Below are 17,784 nucleotides of genomic sequence, written 5' to 3' on the forward strand. Positions count from 1 at the left end.
GACGTCTGGGGTGGAGCGTTCCGCGGAGGAGATGCGCCGCCTGGTGGACGAGGGGGTGGCGATGGGCGAGGTGACACCGTCCGCCGGACAGGACATCCACGAGCACATCGACAAGGTCCTCCAGGAGCACGGTGAGGGAGATCACGCGGAGGCGACCCAGAAGGTCGACGAGTTGCGGGACAGGCTCCGCGAGCTCCAGCGCGACGGCGAGATCGAGACGCGCCGCTACGCGGAGCTGAGGCGGGCGGCGGACGACCTCCGGCGAGAGGTGAGGGCCTCCGGGGAGTAGGGCTCGCCCTCTGCTAGCCTCGACCCATCTCGATGCAGACGCCCACCCGACCCGAGACGTCAACGAGACGGCGAGCCATCTCCGGGCTCCCGACCGCCGAGCTCGTGGGGCTGCTCCTGGTGGCCGCGGTCCTGTTCCGTGACCGGCTCCAGCCGCTCTTCAGCGATCCGGCCGTCCGGAACTGGGTGACGATATTCGTCGCCATCACCATCCAGGCCCTGCCCTTCCTGGTCCTGGGGGTGGTCATCTCCGGCGCGATAGCGGCGTTCGTGCCTCCGTCCTGGCTGGCCCGGGTACTACCCGCCAACCCCGTCCTGTCGGTGCCCATGGCGAGTGCCGCCGGCATGGCGCTGCCCGGGTGCGAGTGCGGTTCGGTCCCGATCGCCGGGCGCCTGGTCGCGCGGGGAGCGCCTGCCCCCGCGGCGATGGCGTTCCTGCTCGCCGCCCCCGCGATAAACCCCGTCGTGCTCGTGGCGACGGCCGTCGCCTTCCCGGGACGACCGCAGGTGGTGGCCGCGCGGTTCCTCGCCTCCTTCCTCACCGCGGTACTGGTCGGTCTCATCTGGGCGAAGGTGGGCCCCGACGCGCTCATGGACCGAGCCCGCAGGAGGGTCGTGGCGGCGGACAGCAGGTGGGGCACGTTCGCCGGCACCGCTCATCACGATTTCCTCCATGCGGGCGGGTTCCTGGTCGTGGGAGGGATCACGGCGGCCACCCTGCAGACGGTCGTGCCGCGGTCCGTGCTGGACACGATCGCCGGCTCGGGGATCCTCGCGGTGGCGACGATGGCGGTGCTCGCCGTGGTCCTGGCCATCTGCTCGGAGGCGGACGCGTTCGTCGCGGCGAGCATGTGGCAGTTCTCGCTGACCTCGAGGCTGGTCTTCCTCGTCGTGGGTCCGGCGGTGGACATCAAGCTCGTCGCCCTCCAGGCCGGCGTGTTCGGCCGGTCCTTCGCCTTGCGCTTCGCGCCGCTCGCCTTCTTCGTGGCCGTGGCGTCGGCCTTGGCCGTCGGGTGGGTGCTGCTGTGACGCGCGAGGTCCAGTCGCTGCTCGTCCTCATGGTCGGGGTCGTGACCCTGCGCCTGGCCGCGACCGACGCCTACCTCAACTACGTGAAGTCGGGCATGCGGCCGTGGCTGTTGATCTCGGGGGCTCTGCTCGTCCTGCTCGCCGTGGCGCTGCTGTGGAGGGCGCTCATCGGGAGTCGCGAGGAGAGGCACGCCGACGACCACGCCGGCCTGCGCGCCGCCCCCGCGCACGGCGAGCCGGAGGCGCCCGACGGCGAGGCTCACCACGACCACGACCACTCCAACGGTCCGAAGGTGGCCTGGCTGCTGCTGCTCCCCGTCCTGGCCGTGTTCGTGGTGCCGATCGACCCCCTGGGCTCGTTCGCGGCCGCGCGTCAGGGGGCCCGTCCGCTGGAGCTGGAGCAGAAGGCGCAGTACCCGCCGCTGCCGCGGCCGAGCGGGGGCGCGGTCGACCTCCCCATGCTCGAGTTCATCGACCGCGCCTTCTACGACACCGAACAGAGCCTCCGGGGTGTGCCCGTCCGCATGGTCGGTTTCGTCGCCCCCGCCGGCGACCGGGACGCCGACTTCCTCCTGTCGCGCTTCATCGTGTCCTGCTGCGCGGCGGACGCGATGCCGGTCCAGATCGCGGTCCGCGGCGTCGACGGTGCCCCGCCCCCCGTCGATTCGTGGGTCGAGGTGGTCGGCGAGTGGGAGCCGTGGGACGGGGAGCCGGACGCGTCCGACTTCGTGCCGAACCTGACCGCTCGGCGGGTGACGCCGGTCGAGCAGCCGGCGGACCCGTACGCCACCTTCGGGTCCTAGGTGTAGAGCCGGGAGACGGTCTCCGCCACGCAGGCGGGCTTGTCCTTGCCGTCTATCTCGACCGTCACCTCGACGACCAGCTGGACGCCGCCCTCGAACCCGGTCGCCTCCTTCAGTACCCGCCGGGCCCGGACCTTCGAACCGGACGGCACGGGAGACGGGAACCGGACCCGGTTCAGCCCGTAGTTGATCCCCATCTTCGGCACGGTCGAGATCGGGAGCTCGATCCCCTTCCCGAGCGCCGGGATCAGGGACAGGGTCAGGTAGCCGTGGGCGATCGTGGTCCCGAACGGACCCGAAGCTGCCTTATCGGGGTCGACGTGGATCCACTGGTGGTCATCGGTCGCGTCGGCGAACGCGTCGATCCGCTCCTGGGTGACCTCCATCCAGTCGCCCACGCCGAGCTCCTGGCCCTCCAGTGCCTTCAGCTCCTCGAGAAGCCCCATCCTTCCTCCTGTCCTAGCCGTCCTCAGCTGCACGCGCGACAGAGGCCGAAGATGTCGGCGGTGTGTCCCGTCACGCGGAAGCCGCGGCGCCGCGCCACCCGCGCCACCCATGCCTCCACCTCGCTCGCCTCGACCTCCTCCACCTGCCCGCACGTCTGGCAGACCAGGTGGTGGTGGTGGTCGTCGCCGCACAGTCGGAACGCCTGCTCGCCATCGCGCGGGAAGGTGTCGATCTCTCCCGCCTCGGCGAGCGACGCGAGCGTGCGGTAGACGGTCGCCAGCCCGGGGCCCCCCTTCGTCCGGCGCAGCTCGTGGTGCAGCTCCTGCGCCGTCACCATCCGGCCGCGACCGGCCAGGGCCTCCAGCACCGCGATCCGCTGCCGGGTCGCGCGCAGTCCCGCGCGTCGCAGCGCTCCCTCGACGTCCATCCGGCCGACGCTACCACGCACGGTGGCTAGACTCTGCAGCGATGAGGCGCGGTCGTCTCCTGCGGCTGATCGGGGCCGCAACGGCGGTGGTGGCGGCCGCGTTCCTGGCCCCGATGGCGGTGAGGGCGCCCGGCCCGGCTCCCCCCCCGCGCGCCCGCACGGCCGTGGACGTGCAGGACGCGGCGATCGCCAGGGGCGCGTCGGGTCCTTCGGTCGGGAGCACGGTCCCGGCCTCCGTCCTGCCCGGGATCGCCGGGCCGGAGGTCGCCTTCCCCCAGGCGACGCCGACCGTCCTCCTCTTCTTCCGGTCCCAGTGCGCGACCTGCCCCGATGAGCTGGCCGGGCTCGCCGCGGTGGCGGCGTCGACGGGGGGCCGGGTCCGGACGGTCGCGGTCAGCCTCGACGAGGACCCCGCCCAGTCCGAGCCGCTCGTCCGGGCGGCCGCATCGGAGGGCCTCGTGGAGGTGGGTGCCGACCCGGGCCGGACCGTGGCCGGCCCCCTCGGCGTCGTCGACGTACCGGCGACGATCGTCCTCGACCCGAGTGGGATCGTCGTGGCCGACTGGAGGGAGGCCATAGGCATCAGCGTCCTGCACGCCTTCCTCCGCCGCACCTTCCTCTGAGGTAAGATCGCGGATCATTCCCAACTAGGAGCGTCGATGAAGCGAGCGTCCGCGGTCGTCCTGTGCGCCCTGCTGCTGGCGGCGGGCTGTTCGGACCCGCAGCGGGAGCCCGGGTCCGCCGATCCGCTCGCCGTCGTCGCCAGCGTCTACCCCCTGGCCGAGGTCGCGCAGAGGGTGGGGGGAGAGCGGGTGGAGGTCACGAACCTCACGCCACCCGGGGTCGAGCCTCACGACCTGGAGCTGACCACCGCCCAGGCGGACGCCATCCTCGACGCGGACCTCGTCCTGTACCTGGGAGCCGGGTTCCAGCCCGCCATCGAGGAGACCGTTCAGAGGTCCGAGGGTCAGGCCCTCGATCTCCTCGACGAGGTCGACCCCATATCGGGCGGTCACGACCACGACCACGAACAGGAGGAGGACGAGGGCTCCATCGACCCCCACGTCTGGCTCGATCCACGCCGGATGTCGGACATCGTTACCCGCATCGAGGAGGCCCTCGCCGAGGCCGACCCGGACGGGCGGGCCGGGTACGCGGAGCGGGCCGAGGCCTACCGGACGGAGCTGAAGGGGTTGGACGAGGCGTTCTCGCAGGGCCTCGCGGACTGCGACCGGGACCTGATCGTCACGAACCACGCATCGTTCGGGTACCTCGCCGACCGTTACGGGCTGGAGCAGGAGGCGGTCACGGGGCTGGCTCCCGGGTCCGAACCCGATCCGCGGCGGCTCGCGGAGCTGTCCGACCTGGTACGGCGCCGCGGAGTGACCACCGTCTTCACGGAGACGCTGGCCGATCCGCGCGTGGCCGAGACCCTGGCCCGGGAGGCCGGGGTGAGGACGGCCGTCCTCGACCCGATCGAGGGCCTGTCCGACGAACAGGTGCGGGCCGGACGCTCCTACGTGACCGTGATGGCGGACAACCTGGCCGCTCTCCGCACCGCCCTCGGTTGCAGATGAACGCCCCCCTGCTGCGCGCCGACCGCGTCACGTTCTCCTACGGCGGGGAGCCGGTCGTGCACGACGTCTCCCTGCGCGTCTCCCCCGGCGAGTTCGTCGCGCTCGTGGGGCCGAACGGGTCGGGCAAGACCACCCTGCTCAAGATCCTGCTCGGGCTCCTGCGTCCGGACGGGGGATCGGTCGAACTGTTCGGGTCGCGTCCGGACCGCTTCCGCGAACGGAACCGGCTGGGGTACGTCCCTCAGAGGCCGTCGCTGGGCTCGGGCCTCCCGGCCACCGTGAACGAGGTCGTCGCCGCAGGCCGCCTGGCGGCCGGAGCGTGGTGGCGGCCGCCGGGGGCCCCGGACCGCGAGGCGATCGAGCATGCGCTGACGACGGTGGGACTGACCGAGCAGCGGCACGCCCGGGTGAGCGAGCTGTCCGGGGGCCAGCAGCAGCGGGCGTTCATCGCCCGGGCCCTCGCCTCGGAGCCGGACCTGCTCGTCCTCGACGAGCCGGTGTCCGGGGTCGACGCGGGATCCCAAGCCCGTTTCCGCGAAGCGCTCGTCCACCACGTGCGAGCGCACGAGGGAGCGGTCCTCCTCGTCTCCCACGAGCTGGGCGCGGTCGCGTCCGATCTGGACCGGGTGATCGTGCTGAAGCGGTCCGTCCGGTTCGACGGACCCCCCTCCGCCCTCTCTGAGACCGGGGTGTCGCTCGGGGTGCACGAGTCGGACCTCCCCCTGTGGCTGGAGGGACTGCACTGATGCCGTGGCCCTTCGACCGGGAGTACATGCAGCTGGCACTCGCGGGCGGACTCGTCGTCGGCGTCTGCGCCCCCCTCATCGGCGCGTTCCTCGTCCAGCGACGGATGGCTCTGATGGGTGACGGGATCGGACACGTCGCCTTCGCCGGTGTCGCCGGCGGCCTCCTCACCGGCATCTGGCCCTTCTGGACCGCGCTCGCCGCCGCCGTGGCCGCGGCGCTCGGGATGGAGCACCTGCGCCGGCGCGGGCGCGCCTCGGGGGACGTCGCGCTCGCCCTCTTCTTCTACTCGGGGATCGCCGGCGGCGTGGTGCTGGTCGGGCTGGCCGGGTCGATGAACGCGGGCGTCCTCTCCTACCTGTTCGGGTCGATCCTCACCATCACTCGCGGAGAGCTCGCCCTCATCGGCGTGCTCGGAGCGGTCGTGGTCCTCACGGTCGCCGCGACGCACCGCCCACTCTTCGCGCTGGTCGTCGACGAGGAGTGGTCGTCGGTGGCCGGTCTCCCCGTGGCCTCGCTGAACACGCTGGTTGCCATCCTCGCCGCGGCCACCATCGTCGCCGCCATGCGGATCGTCGGCATCCTGCTCGTCGCCGCGCTCATGGTGCTCCCCGTCGCGTCCGGACAGCTGATCTCCCGCTCGTTCCGCGGAACGCTCGTCTGGTCCTCGGTCGTCGGAGCGGGATCGGTGGTCGCCGGGCTCGTCGCCGCGAGGCTGTGGGCCCTGGCCCCGGGCGGGACGATCGTCCTGGTCTGCGCGGCCGTCTTCGTCCTGCTCTCGGTGGCCTCAGGGCGGCGCTCCCACCCGGGACGCGCCCTCGCCCTGCGCGGCGGCCCCCGGACCGGCTGACCTTACAGCTCCACCGAGGCCGGGTCCACGTTCGCCGGTATCGCCTTGCGCAGCTCGTCGTCCTCCGGGGGAGCCGGGTGGCGGACGTCGTCGGGGAGCAGGGAGGCGATCGACTCCATCACCTGCTCCGTGAGCTCGTGCAGGAGCTGCTTGTCGTTGGTCCGGCCTCCGGGGGCGCTCAGGTGGTACGGCTCGCCCACGCGGGCGTGGACGGGGGTGCGCCTGGCCAGCTCGGCCACGAGCGGCACACGGCTCGACCGGGGCCAGAGCCTCTCCGTGTCCCACATCGCCACCGGCACCACCGGCGCGCCGGTCGCCAGGGCCAGACGGACGACTCCCGTCTTGCCCTCGAGCTTCGGGGAGAAGAACGCCCGGCCGCGGGGGATCGTGCCCTGCGGGAAGATCGCCGCCGCCTCGCCGCGCGCCACGGCGTCGATGGCGAGCTTGAGCGGCTTCTCGTCCCCGGTCCCCCGTTCGACCCGTATCTGACCGGTGGCACGCGCCAGCTGCCCCAGCAGGGGGGCGTCGAAGACCTCCTTCTTGCCGAGGTAGCGAAGCTTGCGTCCGCGCCTCGAGGCCACGATCCCGAGCACGAGGGGGTCGACGTAGGAGCGGTGGTTCGCCGCGACGATGCAGCCGCCGCTCGCCGGGATGTTCTCCACGCCCTCGACCTCGACCCGGATCGGCGACAGCATCGGGTGCCCGAACGCCCGGAGCAGGTCGTAGAGCTCCAGGCTCTGAAGGGCACCGAGGGGTCCTCCGCCGAAAGCGAGCACGGGCCATCCCTTGCGGACGGCGTACGCCCTCAGGAGCGGGTCCGGGTTCACCGGGCGCGGGTACCCGACCAGTTCCATCAGGTGGCGGTCGTAGTAGGAGTCCGAGTACGCGTAGCTCTCCTCGAGGTCGATGTCCTCCTCCTCGGCGAACCGCCTCACGGCCTCCGCCTTGTCCGGACCCCAGAGCCACTGTCCGACGAGCCGGCCCGTGAAGCGGCCCTCCTCCTTCTCGTACTCGCTCGAGATCAGGCGGTCGGCGCCGAGCGCCTCCGCGACGGGCTCCACGAGCTCGCGTCCGGTCGACGTGGCGATCACGACGAGGTGGCCGTCGGCGTGGTGACGGTCGATGAGCGCGCGCGCCTCCTCGTAGACGGGGAGCTTCGCGACGCTGAGCCGGGCGGCGCCGGAGACGTCCTCGACGGACCACCCGGCCAGACGCTGGATGCTGCGACGGGTGAGCTGCATCCCGATCCACGTCTCCCCCACCGCCCGGTAGAAGAAGCGTCCGGCCTCCGCGAGCGGCTTCTCGAACGAGGACACCAGCCCCGCCTCCGAGAAGGCCTCGACCATCGCCAGGGCGGAGGAGTCCGCGATGAGCGTCCGGTCGAGGTCGAAGAAGGCTGCGGCCCGGCTCCCCATCGTGCGCCTCCCTGTCCGTGAGTGACACATATCGTGGCAGCATGACGGGCATGGGGCCACTGCAGGGCATCCGCGTGCTCGACCTGTCCCGGCTCGCCCCCGGGCCGTACGGCGGCATGCTCCTGGCCGATATGGGAGCCGACGTGGTCCGCGTCGACCGCGCCCCCCTCGGTGGCGAGCTGATGCCCCGCTACGGCGACGTGGTCGGACGCGGCAAGAGGTCGGTCGCGCTGAACCTGAAGCACCCGGCCGGGGTGGAGGCCGCGCTCAGGCTCGTGGAGCGAGCGGACGTCCTCCTCGAGGGTTTCCGACCCGGCGTGATGGAGCGACTCGGGCTCGGCCCCGACGACGTGGCGGCGAGGAACCCGCGCTGCGTCTACGCCCGGCTCACCGGCTGGGGTCAGGACGGCCCCCTGGCCGAGCGGGCAGGCCACGACATCAACTACATCGCCATCTCGGGGGTCCTCTCGGCGATCGGACGCGCCGGTGAGCCGCCCGTGCCGCCGGTGAACCTGCTCGGCGACTTCGCCGGCGGTGGGCTGCTCTGCGCGTTCGGGATCGTCTGCGCGCTCGTGGAGCGGGAGAGGTCCGGACGGGGACAGGTCGTCGACGCAGCCATGCTGGACGGCGCCACCAACCTCTTCTCGTTCTTCTCGGCCGCCGTCCACGCCGGTATGTGGGGACCGCGCGGGACGAACATGCTCGACACCGGCGTCCACTTCTACGACGTGTACGAGTGCGCGGACGGCGGGTACGTCTCGGTCGGCGCCATCGAGCCGCAGTTCTACGCGCAGCTGCTCGACGGGCTGGGGCTGGCGCCCGAGGACCTCCCCCACACCCAGCACGACCCGGCCGGGCAGGACGAGCTGCGCCGCATCTTCGCCGAACGGTTCCGGACCCGCACCCGCGACGAGTGGGCGGCCGTGTTCGAGGAGCGCGACGCGTGCGTGTACCCCGTCCTCGAACCGCGGGAAGCCCCCGGACACCGCCACAACGCAGCCCGCGAGGTGTTCGTGACCGGGCCGTTCGATGTCGTGCAGCCGGCTCCCGCGCCCCGTCTGGACCGCACCCCCGGCGCGATCGCCGGACCCGCCCCCGAGCCGGGGGAGCACACCCGCGACGTCCTGGGCGAGGCGGGGTACACCGGCGACGAGCTGGACGACCTGCGCGCCCAGGGAGCGATCGCTTGGCCTTGAGGGGCGTGCTCGCGCTCGCCCTGCTCGCCTCCGCCTGCACGGCGACGGAGGTGCCTACGAGACGTGTCGTGTCCGAACCCATCCGCGTCGCCGAGGTCCGGGCGCCCGCCCACGTCCCGGCGCCGGCTCCCGTACCGTCCCCGACGCCGGGGACGACGCCGGCGCCCGCACCGGTGAGCGTCCGCTACCGCGTCGAGGTTCGCATCCCCGACGACGACGGGTTCGAGCGGTTCGTCCACGAGACGCTGGCCGACCCACGCGGCTGGTCACGGGCCGGGTTCGAGCTGCGCCCGGACCGATCCGCCCCGTACGTGGTGGTGCTCGCCGAGGGAGACGAGGTGGACGAGCTCTGCCATCCGTACGACACCGGGGGCCGCTACTCGTGCCAGAACGGACCCGTGGTCGCGCTGAACGCCGACCGGTGGAGGACGGCCGTGCCCGGCTGGCCCGCCTCGCTGGACGAGTACCGGCTGTACCTCGTCAACCACGAGGTGGGCCACCTCCTCGGCCAGCGCCACCGTCCCTGTCCGGGTCCGGGGTCGATCGCGCCGGTGATGTTCCAGCAGTCGGGGAACCTCCGCGGGTGCCGTCCGAACGGGTGGCCCACGCAGGCAGAGATAGAACGGGCGTCGCGCCACGACCAGATGCTCGCGCCCGGCTACGGGGAGTGATCAGGAAGCGACGGCGCGGTCCGGCGCGGTGACCGCGACCTCCTCGACGGACCCCACGGGTCCGGTCGGAAGATGGACGCGGAACGATGCGCCGCCGCCGGGACGGTCTCCGACCTCGACCCGCCCCCCGTGAGCCTCGGCGAAACGGGAGACGAGCGAGAGCCCCACCCCGACCCCGGGTGAGTGACCGTGCGCGTGAAGGCCCTGTTGGAACGGCTCGAGGATGACCTCGCGCAGGTCGGGAGGGACACCCGGCCCCTCGTCCGCGACCTCGATGACCGCCCCCTCCACGTCACGGCTGACCGAGACCCAGACATCCGAACCCGGCGGCGTGTATCGGTCGGCGTTCGAGAGCAGGTTCTCGATCACCCGCTCGATCATCGCGGCGTCGACGTCCACCACGACCGGGTCCGCATGCAGGTGCACCGTGCGGCGAGCGCTGATGTCCGATCCCTCGATCACCCGACCGACCAGCACCGAGAGGTTCATCTGTCGCCGCCTCGGCTCCAGGATCCCCCGCCGGAGGCGGTCGAGGTCGAGCAGGTCGGACAGCAGACGCTCGAGCCGCTGGGCGTTCGACGATATGCGCTGGACGACCATGCGGTGCTGGGAGGGCGAGAGCCGGTGACCGTCGTTCTCCAGGGTGGTCGCGAACCCCAGCACCGTCGTGAGCGGCGTGCGCAGCTCGTGGGAGACGGCGGTGAGGAACGTGTCCTTCATCGAGTCCAGCGCCCGGAGCCGCTCGGTGGCGCGACGTTCCTGCTCGTAGGCCTCCGCGTACCGCTGCCCGCTCTCGACCAGAGCTTCCTCCAGCCGTTTCCGTTCGGTGATGTCGGCCAGGATCGAGATGACACCCGAAGCCAGACCACGACCGTCGTTCCACGGCGCGGCGGAGACCGACACCTCCACGACCGACCCGTCCTTGCGCCGCCGGACGGTCTCGAACTCGATGACGGTCTCGCCGTCCGCCACGCGGGCCATGGCCGAGCCCACCTCACCGGCTCCCTCGTAGATGGGGTTGAATCGCCCGAGCACCTCGTCCTCCGTCCAGCCGAACATGCGCACGGCGGCCGGGTTCCACATCCTCACCACCCCGGCGCGGTCCACCGCCACGATGGGCAGGGGCGACGCAGCGATGACCGCCTTCAGCTTCGCGTTCGACTCCTTGAGGCGCTCCTCCCAGCACCTGCGGTCCGTGACGTCGCGAACGATCGTGATCGTCCTGAACCGCCCGTCGACGCGCAGCTCGGCAACCGCGATCTCCACATGGCGCCGCTCACCGTCGCGGTGGATGAGGCTGGTCTCGTAGTGGTTCGGGACGCGCTCACCGGCCTCGCGACGTCGGCACCTGTCGGCCAGGAGCTCCCTCTCCTCCGCGGAAGCGAGGTCGAGAGCCGAATCCAGCGCCTGGAGCTCCTCGAGTCGATAGCCGGTCATCCGGCAGTACGCGTCGTTCGCGTACACGATCCTCAGGTCCTCCACGACGACCACGCCCTCCCCGAGGTCGCTCTGCGCCTTCAGTAGGACGTCCGCCCGAGTCGTCTCCTCCTTCAGCAGGTCGAACAGGATCGCGTGCTCGAGCGCGGAGGCGAACGAGTGGGCGAAGCGCTGGAGGGCATCGATCTCCGCCTGTCCGAAGGCCGGCGTGAACGGTCCTGAGACGACGACGATCTTCCCGTCGCGGTCCAGCACCCGGATCGGGCAGACGATCGCGAAGGTGTCACTCCCCAGCTGGACGAGTCCTCCCCTCCCGGCTACCGACGCGAGCTCGTCCGCCGCGCCGGGGGTCAGGCCCTGGGAGGCGAGGGTCGTCCCGCCGAGCACGCAGATCCCGCGATCGCCACCCACCAGTCGGCAGGACCAGGACACGCAGTGCTCGGCGAGACGGTGGCGGTCGCGCACCGAGAACAGCCCCTGCATCGCCTCCTCGAGAGACGACTGGACCCCCGCCCTCCAGTACCGACGGAGCCAACGTGGCGGGTCCAGCCCCACGACCAGGAGCGGAGCCAGGCCGATCAGCATGACGTCCCGGGTGAAGACGGCGATGGGGGATCGGCTCGCGCTGCCCATCGCCAGCAGCAACATCGTCAGGATGCCCGCGTACGCGGCCCCGATCGCCCGCAACCTCGCCTTCTGCACGGGGGCCGCCGGCGCGCCAGCCACATGAACCTGATCACCGGCTCCACGACGCATCCGAGCCAGACCGCACCGTATGCCGCCCGGGCGGCGAGGGCCAGTCCGGGGGCGCGGACCTCGGCCGGGTACCGCAGGACGCAGAGGGCGATGATGAAGGATCCGACCGCACCGAGCGCGACCGCCGCCGCCCGCGTGGCGCGAGTGGTGGGCACAAGAACGTGACGCAGGTGCACGAGGGCGTACGCCGACAGCAACAGGATGACACCGGTCGCGGTGAGCAGCCACGGGACGCGTCGGTGGGTCAGGACGTCCACCCGGGACACGACGACGGCCGCGGAGAACGACCCGATGGCGAACGCCACCGCGGCCGACATCCGGTCGCGTCTGCGGACCCATCTCCCACGGCGTGGATCCCTATCGCCACGAACACGACCAGCGTCGCCTCGCTCGAGGCCTCCAGGACGGGGGTCATGGCCGGACGCTAACCCGAGCATCCCCCCTTGCCCAATGGCCCGGACGGATGGCTCCGCCCTGCGCCGGTGGGGCTAGTCGCGGTCCGCCGGCGCCCGCGGGTACCTTGTTGCTCGTGCAGACACTCGACGTGCTCAGGCAGCTCTCGGAGGCGGTCGGCGTCGCCGGGATGGAGGACGAGGTCCGCGATCTCGTCACGGAGATGGCGCGGCCGCTCTGCGACGAGGTCCACGTCGACGTGCTCGGCAACGTCATCTGTACCAGGCGGGGACGCCGGGATGAGGTGCTCCTCCTCGACGCGCATATGGACGAGGTCGGCTTCCTCGTCGCCCACGTGGACGACGCTGGGTTCCTCCGCCTCGGCGCCCTCGGCGGATGGGACGCCCGCATCCTGCTCTCCCACGCGATCACGGTCCGGACCCGTGACGGCGGCACGGTCCGCGGCGTGATCGGCACCGCGCCCCCGCACGTCCTGAAGGAGGAGGACCGCAAGCGCACACCCCAGCTCGAGGACCTCTTCGTCGATATCGGCGCCTCCTCGGCAGCCGAGGTCGCCGAGATGGGGGTCCGCGTGGGAGATCAGTGCGTCCCCTCCTACGGGTTCGAGCGGCTCTCCGACGATCTCGTCATGGGGAAGGCCTTCGACGACCGGGCCGGGTGCACGGTGGCGGTCCGAGTGCTCGACGAGCTGCAGGGCGAGGACCTCGACCTGAGCCTCGCCGTCTCGTTCTCGATCGGGGAGGAGGTGGGGCTGCGAGGGGCCCGGACCGTGGCCCACCAGGTGTCTCCCACCGTCGCGCTCGCCCTCGAGGGGACGACGGCCGTCGACATCCCCGGCGTCGGTCCGCTCCGCAGGTCCTGCCGGTTCGGCGGCGGACCCGCCATCACGATCGCCGATCCCTCCCTCGTCGCCGACCGCAGGGTCGTCCGACTCCTGGAGGAGGTGGCCGAGCGCGGCGGGATCACCGTCCAGCACAAGGTCCCGCTGTACGGCGGGTCGACGAACGCCGGCGTCATCCACCTCGCGGGAGCCGGGGTGATGTGCGGGGTGGTGTCGGTCCCGTGCCGGTACATCCACACCCCTCTCTCGATGCTCCGGCCGAGCGACCTCGAGGGGACCATCACCCTCGTCGCGGGGTTCACCAGATCGGTGGGGTCGCTCGTGGGGTGACGGGCTAGGCTTGGCGCATGGACGCAGATGCCATGCGCCGAGCCCGACGCAGGTCCTTCGAACAGGACCTCGCGCGCGCGACGACCGATGAGGAGGCGTGTCCTCCCGAGTGGACCGACATCCTCATCGAGGTCCGTCGAGGTGCGGCCGACCTCCGAGAGCTCGTCTCCCGGGAGACGGACCGGTTCGCACGGGAGCCGGACGTCCGCGTCGCGCTCGCACGCCGCGAACGCGTCGCCTCGGAGGTACGCGCGCGCGTAGGGCAGGTCAACGAGCGGATCCGTCGCCTGAACCTGATCGCGCCCCTCCCCCGGTTCCAGCGCGGACCGCTGGACCCCGACGACCTGCTCCTCCCGCTCTTCCGGACCCGCCGTACCCGGGACTAGATCCGCGTGGTCGGGGGGGCCATGCCCTCGGCTCCCTCGGTACGGGGGCCGGGGACGCCGGGGAACCGGTACCGCTCGTTGGACCGTCCGGGCTGGACCACCCAGCACTGCCCGGACACCCCGCTCGTGACGGCCTGGACGACCGCCTCCGCGACCTGATCGGGCTCGATGAGCGGGAACCCCGCCTCCCGAAGGAAGGCGAGGGCGTCTTCTCCCACGAGCGGTGTCTCGACGATCCCCGGGCAGACCGCGTTGAGGCGGACCCCCATCTGCGACAGCCCTACCGACCCCGCCCGGACGAGCCCGACGACCGCGTGCTTCGTGAGCGTGTAGATCGGGTCTGAGTCGAGCGTCACGATCCCCGCGAGCGACGCCGTGCAGACGATGTCTCCGCCGCCCGTCCCCCGCATCATGCGCGCCGCCTCCCGCACGCCGTACACGACGCCGTCGACGTTGACCCCCATGATCCTCCGGTACTGCTCCTCGGTCAGCGCGGTCAGGTCTCCCTGGCCGGTCGTGACCCCGGCGTTGAGGTGGACGAGGTCCAGTCCGCCGAGGACATCGGCGGTCCGTGCGAAGGAGTCCGCGACCTGGGGGGCATCGGACATGTCCGCGCATACGAACGCGCCGCCTATCTCCTCGGCCACGCGTCGTCCGGCCTCGGCGTCGCGGTCGCAGAGCGCCACCGCCGCGCCCTCGGCCACGAGCCTCCGCACGGTCGCTAGACCTATCCCGGACGCGCCGCCCGTCACGAGCGCGCGCCGGCCGTCCAGGGAACCCATCACACCTCCTCGCGGCGTCAGCTCAGGCCGTCGAAAGCTTCCTCGAGCAGCTCTTCCTGCTCCTGCTGGTGCACGGCCTGGCTCCCGGCGGCCGGGCTCGCGCTCTCCGGCCGGGCGATCACGCCGATGTTCGGGACCTGCTTCTGCAGGCGCGCGAAGACGAAGGTCCAGGCGCCCATGTTCTCCGGCTCCTCCTGCACCCACGAGACCTGCTCGAGGTTGCGGTACCGCGCGACCTGCTCGTCCACCTCCACGTGGGGGAACGGGTAGAGCTGCTCGAGCCGGACGACCGCGGCCGACGAGATGCCGAGCTCGTTGCGCCGGGCGGCCAGGTCGTGGCCGATCTTGCCCGTGCAGAGGAGCAGACGCCGCACCTGCGCGGGATCCGGGTCGGCGGGGTCGGGCAGCAGCACCCGGAAGCTCCCCGAGGTGAAGTCCTGCGCCGCGCTTCGGGCCACGGGAGACCGGAGCATCGATTTCGGGGTCAGCACCACGAGGGGCTTCGACTCCGGGCTGTGCGCCTGTCTGCGCAGGAGGTGGAAGTACTGGGCCGGCAGGGTCGGGTAGGCGACCTGGATGTTGTCCTCCGCCGAGAGGGTCAGGAAGCGCTCGAGCCGCGCACTGGAGTGCTCCGGCCCCTGACCCTCGAACCCGTGGGGCAGGAGCATCACGAGGCCCGCCGTCTGGCTCCACTTGTCCTCCGCGGCGACCACGTACTGGTCGATGACGATCTGGGCTCCGTTCACGAAATCCCCGAACTGCGCCTCCCACATGACGAGCGCGTCCGGGTCGCCGATCGCGTACCCGTACTCGAAGCCCAGCGCGGCGTACTCGCTCAGGAGGCTGTCGTAGATCAGGAACCGGCCTCCCCCCTCCTCGGCCACCCGCGAGAGAGGGGTGTACTCGGCTCCCGTCTGGACGTCCACCAACACCGCATGGCGCTGGCTGAACGTCCCCCTCCGGGAGTCCTGTCCGGCCAGCCGGACCGTCCTGCCCTCCATCACCAGCGACCCGTAGGCGAGAGCCTCGGCCAGCGGCCAGTCGACCTTGTCCTCGTCGAGCAGCGCTACGTGGCGGGCGAGCTGACGCTGCAGCTTCGGGTGCGGCGTGAAGGACTCGGGCCAGGAGCCGAGGGCCTTGACGACCCGGTCGAGGGTCTCCCGCTCGACCCCGGTGGGTATGGGGGGCCGCACGCCCCGGGGGGGCCGAGGAGGCTTCGCGATGACCGGCTCCGGACGGCTCTGCCGCGTCTCCTCGAACGCTCCCTCGAGCCTGGACCGGAAATCCTCCAGGGCCTGCTCGGCCTCCTCGAGGGACAGGTCCCCCCGGTTCACGAGCGCCTCCGTGTACAGCTTGCGCACGGACCGGTGCTGGTCGATGCGCGCGTACATGAGCGGCTGCGTGTAAGCGGGCTCGTCCGCCTCGTTGTGGCCGTACCGGCGGTAGCAGACCATATCGACCACGACGTCCTTGTGGAAGGCCTGACGGAAGGCGAACGCGAGCTTGATAACCCTCACGCACGCCTCGGGGTCGTCGCCGTTCACGTGGAATATCGGCGCCTGCACCATCTTCGCGACATCGGTCGCGTAGACGCTGGAGCGGGCGGACTCGACCGGCGTCGTGAAGCCGATGATGTTGTTCACCACGATGTGCACGGTCCCGCCGGTCTTGTAACCGGGGAGCTGAGAGAGGTTCAAGGTCTCGGCCACCACGCCCTGTCCGGCGAAGGCCGCGTCGCCGTGGAGGAGGAGCGGGAGGACCGCGTCCTGGCCGCCCGGGCCGAACAGGTCCTGCTTCGCCCGGACGATCCCCTCCACCACGGGGTCGACGGCCTCCAGATGGCTCGGGTTGGATGCGACCGAGACGGCGATCTCCTTGCCCGACCGCGCCGTGAAGGCCCCCTTCGCCCCCAGGTGGTACTTCACGTCCCCCGACCCCTGGGTCGTCTCGGGGTCGATATCGCCGTCGAACTCGCGGAAGATCTGCCTGAACGACTTGCCCACGATGTTGGCCAGGACGTTGAGCCGGCCGCGGTGCGCCATGCCGACCACGGTCTCCTGCATCCCGGCATCCGCCGCCTCCTCCAGCAGCCAGGCCAGCATGGGTATCAGGCTCTCGGCGCCCTCCAGCCCGAACCGCTTGTGACCCACGTACTTCGTGTGCAGGAAACGCTCAAAGGCCTCCGCCTTGTTCAGCCACTCGAGGAGATGCTTCTTGTCGTCGGCGGAGAACTCGGTCTTCACCCCCTCCACGCGGTCCTGGATCCAGGCCTTCTGATCGGCCTCCTGGATGTGCATGTACTCGATGCCCACCGTGCGGCAGTAGGCGTCGCGCAGGATCCCGAGCACCTCGCGCAGCGTGGCCCGGTCGCGGTCGCCTACCCCGCCCGTCAGGAACTCGCGGTCGAGGTCCCACACGGACAGCCCGTAGAAGGAGGGGTCCAGCTCCAGGTGCGCCTTCGGCTCCCAGGTGAGGGGGTTGAGGTCGGCCAAGAGGTGGCCGCGCACCCGGTACATGTTGATCAGCTGCATGACCTTCACGTTCTTCTCGAGCACGGACTCGGTCGCGGTCGCCGCCCCGACGCCGGCCTGACGGTCGCGGCTCCATCGGATCGGCTCGTAGGGGATGCGCAGGCTCGCGAACACCTCGTCGTAGAAACCGTGCTCGCCGGTGATCAGGTCGGAGAGCCGGTCGAGGAAGAGTCCGGACTCGGCTCCCTGGATGATCCGGTGATCGTACGTCGAGGTCACCGTGATGACCTTGCCGATCCCCATCGCGGCCAGCGTGGCCGGGTCGGCACCGCGGTACTCGGCCGGGAAGTCGATCGCTCCGGTCCCCACGATCAGCCCCTGCCCCGGCATCAGCCTCGGGACGGACATGACGGTCCCGATCGTGCCGGGGTTGGTGAGCGTGATGGTCGTCCCGGCGAAGTCGGCGGGGGTGATCTTGTTCGCTCTGACCTTCCGGATGACGTCTTCGTAGGCCGTCCAGAACCCCTCGAAGTCGAGGGTGTCCGCGTCCCTGATGTTGGGGACGAGCAGGGTCCTGGACCCGTCCTTGCGCTCCACGTCGACGGCTAGGCCCAGGTTCACGTGCTCGTGTCGGACGACGTAGCCGTCGCCGTCCGCCTCCACGTAGGCGGAGTTCATCACCGGCACGGCTTCGAGCGCCTTCAGGACCGCCCACCCGACCAGGTGGGTGAAGGAGACCTTCCCTCCCAGCCGCGCGGCCAGGTGCTCGTTGATCACCCGACGGTTCTCCTCCAGTAGCTTCGCGGGCACCACGCGAGCGGAGGTGGCGGTGGGGATCTGCAGGCTCGCCTCCATGTTCCGCGCGATCGCCGCGCCGGCACCCCGCAGCGGCACCGCGCCCTCGGGGGGCTGTACGGGTG

General features: G+C 71.4%; 18 protein-coding genes. 11 read left to right on the forward strand and 7 right to left on the reverse strand.

Annotated features, from left to right (window positions below):
* The 3 genes from VM840_02520 to VM840_02530 form a co-directional block, all read left to right on the forward strand.
* A partial coding sequence (locus VM840_02520) for a hypothetical protein (GenBank protein ID HVL80449.1) occupies positions 1-289 on the forward strand: 289 nt, incomplete at its 5' end.
* 32 nt (positions 290-321) lie between these two features.
* Entirely contained in the window at positions 322-1,317 is a 996-nt protein-coding gene (locus VM840_02525; GenBank protein HVL80450.1) for a permease, read from the forward strand.
* Entirely contained in the window at positions 1,314-2,120 is an 807-nt protein-coding gene (locus VM840_02530) for a TIGR03943 family protein (GenBank protein ID HVL80451.1), read from the forward strand. The genes VM840_02525 and VM840_02530 overlap by 4 nt, the downstream gene beginning before the upstream one ends.
* Here the strand turns inward: VM840_02530 and VM840_02535 are convergent.
* Positions 2,117-2,566, reverse strand: coding sequence for a MaoC family dehydratase (locus VM840_02535; GenBank protein HVL80452.1), 450 nt, complete (start codon positions 2,564-2,566; stop codon positions 2,117-2,119). The two genes, VM840_02530 and VM840_02535, sit on opposite strands and share 4 nt — an antisense overlap.
* Before the next feature lie 23 nt (positions 2,567-2,589).
* A complete protein-coding gene (locus VM840_02540) occupies positions 2,590-2,994 on the reverse strand; it encodes a Fur family transcriptional regulator (GenBank protein ID HVL80453.1) in 405 nt (134 codons plus the stop codon).
* A 41-nt stretch (positions 2,995-3,035) separates the two neighbouring features.
* On the opposite strand from VM840_02540, the gene VM840_02545 reads away from it, so the two are divergent.
* The 4 genes from VM840_02545 to VM840_02560 are packed head-to-tail and all read left to right on the forward strand — an operon-like array spanning position 3,036 to position 6,165.
* Positions 3,036-3,617 (forward strand): TlpA disulfide reductase family protein, encoded by a 582-nt coding sequence (locus VM840_02545; protein ID HVL80454.1) that lies wholly within the window; start codon positions 3,036-3,038, stop codon positions 3,615-3,617.
* Between the two features lie 36 nt (positions 3,618-3,653).
* Positions 3,654-4,571, forward strand: coding sequence for a metal ABC transporter substrate-binding protein (locus tag VM840_02550; GenBank protein ID HVL80455.1), 918 nt, complete (start codon positions 3,654-3,656; stop codon positions 4,569-4,571).
* Positions 4,568-5,317 (forward strand): metal ABC transporter ATP-binding protein, encoded by a 750-nt coding sequence (locus VM840_02555; protein ID HVL80456.1) that lies wholly within the window; start codon positions 4,568-4,570, stop codon positions 5,315-5,317. Before VM840_02550 ends, VM840_02555 begins: the two co-directional genes overlap by 4 nt.
* Complete coding sequence (locus tag VM840_02560) at positions 5,317-6,165, forward strand: metal ABC transporter permease (protein ID HVL80457.1); 849 nt, start codon at positions 5,317-5,319, stop codon at positions 6,163-6,165. The genes VM840_02555 and VM840_02560 overlap by 1 nt, the downstream gene beginning before the upstream one ends.
* A 2-nt stretch (positions 6,166-6,167) precedes the next feature.
* Here VM840_02560 and VM840_02565 read toward each other — a convergent pair whose 3' ends face one another.
* Positions 6,168-7,580, reverse strand: coding sequence for an HAD-IB family hydrolase (locus VM840_02565; GenBank protein HVL80458.1), 1,413 nt, complete (start codon positions 7,578-7,580; stop codon positions 6,168-6,170).
* Positions 7,581-7,621: 41 nt separating this feature from the next.
* On the opposite strand from VM840_02565, the gene VM840_02570 reads away from it, so the two are divergent.
* A complete protein-coding gene (locus tag VM840_02570; GenBank protein HVL80459.1) occupies positions 7,622-8,776 on the forward strand; it encodes a CaiB/BaiF CoA-transferase family protein in 1,155 nt (384 codons plus the stop codon).
* Positions 8,767-9,447: a DUF3152 domain-containing protein gene (locus tag VM840_02575; GenBank protein ID HVL80460.1), complete on the forward strand. Its 681-nt coding sequence runs from the start codon at positions 8,767-8,769 to the stop codon at positions 9,445-9,447. The genes VM840_02570 and VM840_02575 overlap by 10 nt, the downstream gene beginning before the upstream one ends.
* On the opposite strand, the gene VM840_02580 is transcribed toward VM840_02575, so the two are convergent.
* Both VM840_02580 and VM840_02585 read right to left on the reverse strand, forming a co-directional pair.
* Positions 9,448-11,571, reverse strand: coding sequence for a PAS domain S-box protein (locus tag VM840_02580; GenBank protein ID HVL80461.1), 2,124 nt, complete (start codon positions 11,569-11,571; stop codon positions 9,448-9,450).
* Positions 11,535-11,957: a hypothetical protein gene (locus tag VM840_02585; GenBank protein ID HVL80462.1), complete on the reverse strand. Its 423-nt coding sequence runs from the start codon at positions 11,955-11,957 to the stop codon at positions 11,535-11,537. Before VM840_02585 ends, VM840_02580 begins: the two co-directional genes overlap by 37 nt.
* A gap of 212 nt (positions 11,958-12,169) precedes the next feature.
* Here VM840_02585 and VM840_02590 point away from each other — a divergent pair, with 212 nt between their 5' ends.
* Both VM840_02590 and VM840_02595 read left to right on the forward strand, forming a co-directional pair.
* Complete coding sequence (locus VM840_02590) at positions 12,170-13,225, forward strand: M42 family metallopeptidase (GenBank protein ID HVL80463.1); 1,056 nt, start codon at positions 12,170-12,172, stop codon at positions 13,223-13,225.
* Positions 13,226-13,242: 17 nt separating this feature from the next.
* Positions 13,243-13,611, forward strand: a complete 369-nt coding sequence (locus tag VM840_02595; GenBank protein HVL80464.1) for a hypothetical protein — start codon at positions 13,243-13,245, stop codon at positions 13,609-13,611.
* On the opposite strand, the gene VM840_02600 is transcribed toward VM840_02595, so the two are convergent.
* Both VM840_02600 and VM840_02605 read right to left on the reverse strand, forming a co-directional pair.
* Positions 13,608-14,393: an SDR family oxidoreductase gene (locus VM840_02600; protein ID HVL80465.1), complete on the reverse strand. Its 786-nt coding sequence runs from the start codon at positions 14,391-14,393 to the stop codon at positions 13,608-13,610. The two genes, VM840_02595 and VM840_02600, sit on opposite strands and share 4 nt — an antisense overlap.
* Positions 14,394-14,410: 17 nt before the next feature.
* On the reverse strand, positions 14,411-17,784 hold a 3,374-nt coding region (locus VM840_02605), incomplete at its 5' end, for a multifunctional oxoglutarate decarboxylase/oxoglutarate dehydrogenase thiamine pyrophosphate-binding subunit/dihydrolipoyllysine-residue succinyltransferase subunit (GenBank protein ID HVL80466.1).

The organism is Actinomycetota bacterium, from assembly GCA_035540895.1.
In the GTDB taxonomy this organism is placed as follows: domain Bacteria; phylum Actinomycetota; class JAICYB01; order JAICYB01; family JAICYB01; genus DATLFR01.

What these genes read in the sequence shown, in the direction of transcription:
- VM840_02550 (HVL80455.1), top strand. Translation starts at nt 3,654, where the DNA reads ATGAAGCGAGCGTCCGCGGTCGTCCTGTGCGCCCTGCTGCTGGCGGCG.
- VM840_02540 (HVL80453.1), bottom strand. Translation starts at nt 2,994, where the DNA reads ATGGACGTCGAGGGAGCGCTGCGACGCGCGGGACTGCGCGCGACCCGG.
- VM840_02600 (HVL80465.1), bottom strand. Translation starts at nt 14,393, where the DNA reads ATGGGTTCCCTGGACGGCCGGCGCGCGCTCGTGACGGGCGGCGCGTCC.
- VM840_02525 (HVL80450.1), top strand. Translation starts at nt 322, where the DNA reads ATGCAGACGCCCACCCGACCCGAGACGTCAACGAGACGGCGAGCCATC.
- VM840_02535 (HVL80452.1), bottom strand. Translation starts at nt 2,566, where the DNA reads ATGGGGCTTCTCGAGGAGCTGAAGGCACTGGAGGGCCAGGAGCTCGGC.
- VM840_02585 (HVL80462.1), bottom strand. Translation starts at nt 11,957, where the DNA reads ATGTCGGCCGCGGTGGCGTTCGCCATCGGGTCGTTCTCCGCGGCCGTC.
- VM840_02545 (HVL80454.1), top strand. Translation starts at nt 3,036, where the DNA reads ATGAGGCGCGGTCGTCTCCTGCGGCTGATCGGGGCCGCAACGGCGGTG.
- VM840_02570 (HVL80459.1), top strand. Translation starts at nt 7,622, where the DNA reads ATGACGGGCATGGGGCCACTGCAGGGCATCCGCGTGCTCGACCTGTCC.
- VM840_02555 (HVL80456.1), top strand. Translation starts at nt 4,568, where the DNA reads ATGAACGCCCCCCTGCTGCGCGCCGACCGCGTCACGTTCTCCTACGGC.
- VM840_02595 (HVL80464.1), top strand. Translation starts at nt 13,243, where the DNA reads ATGGACGCAGATGCCATGCGCCGAGCCCGACGCAGGTCCTTCGAACAG.
- VM840_02560 (HVL80457.1), top strand. Translation starts at nt 5,317, where the DNA reads ATGCCGTGGCCCTTCGACCGGGAGTACATGCAGCTGGCACTCGCGGGC.
- VM840_02565 (HVL80458.1), bottom strand. Translation starts at nt 7,580, where the DNA reads ATGGGGAGCCGGGCCGCAGCCTTCTTCGACCTCGACCGGACGCTCATC.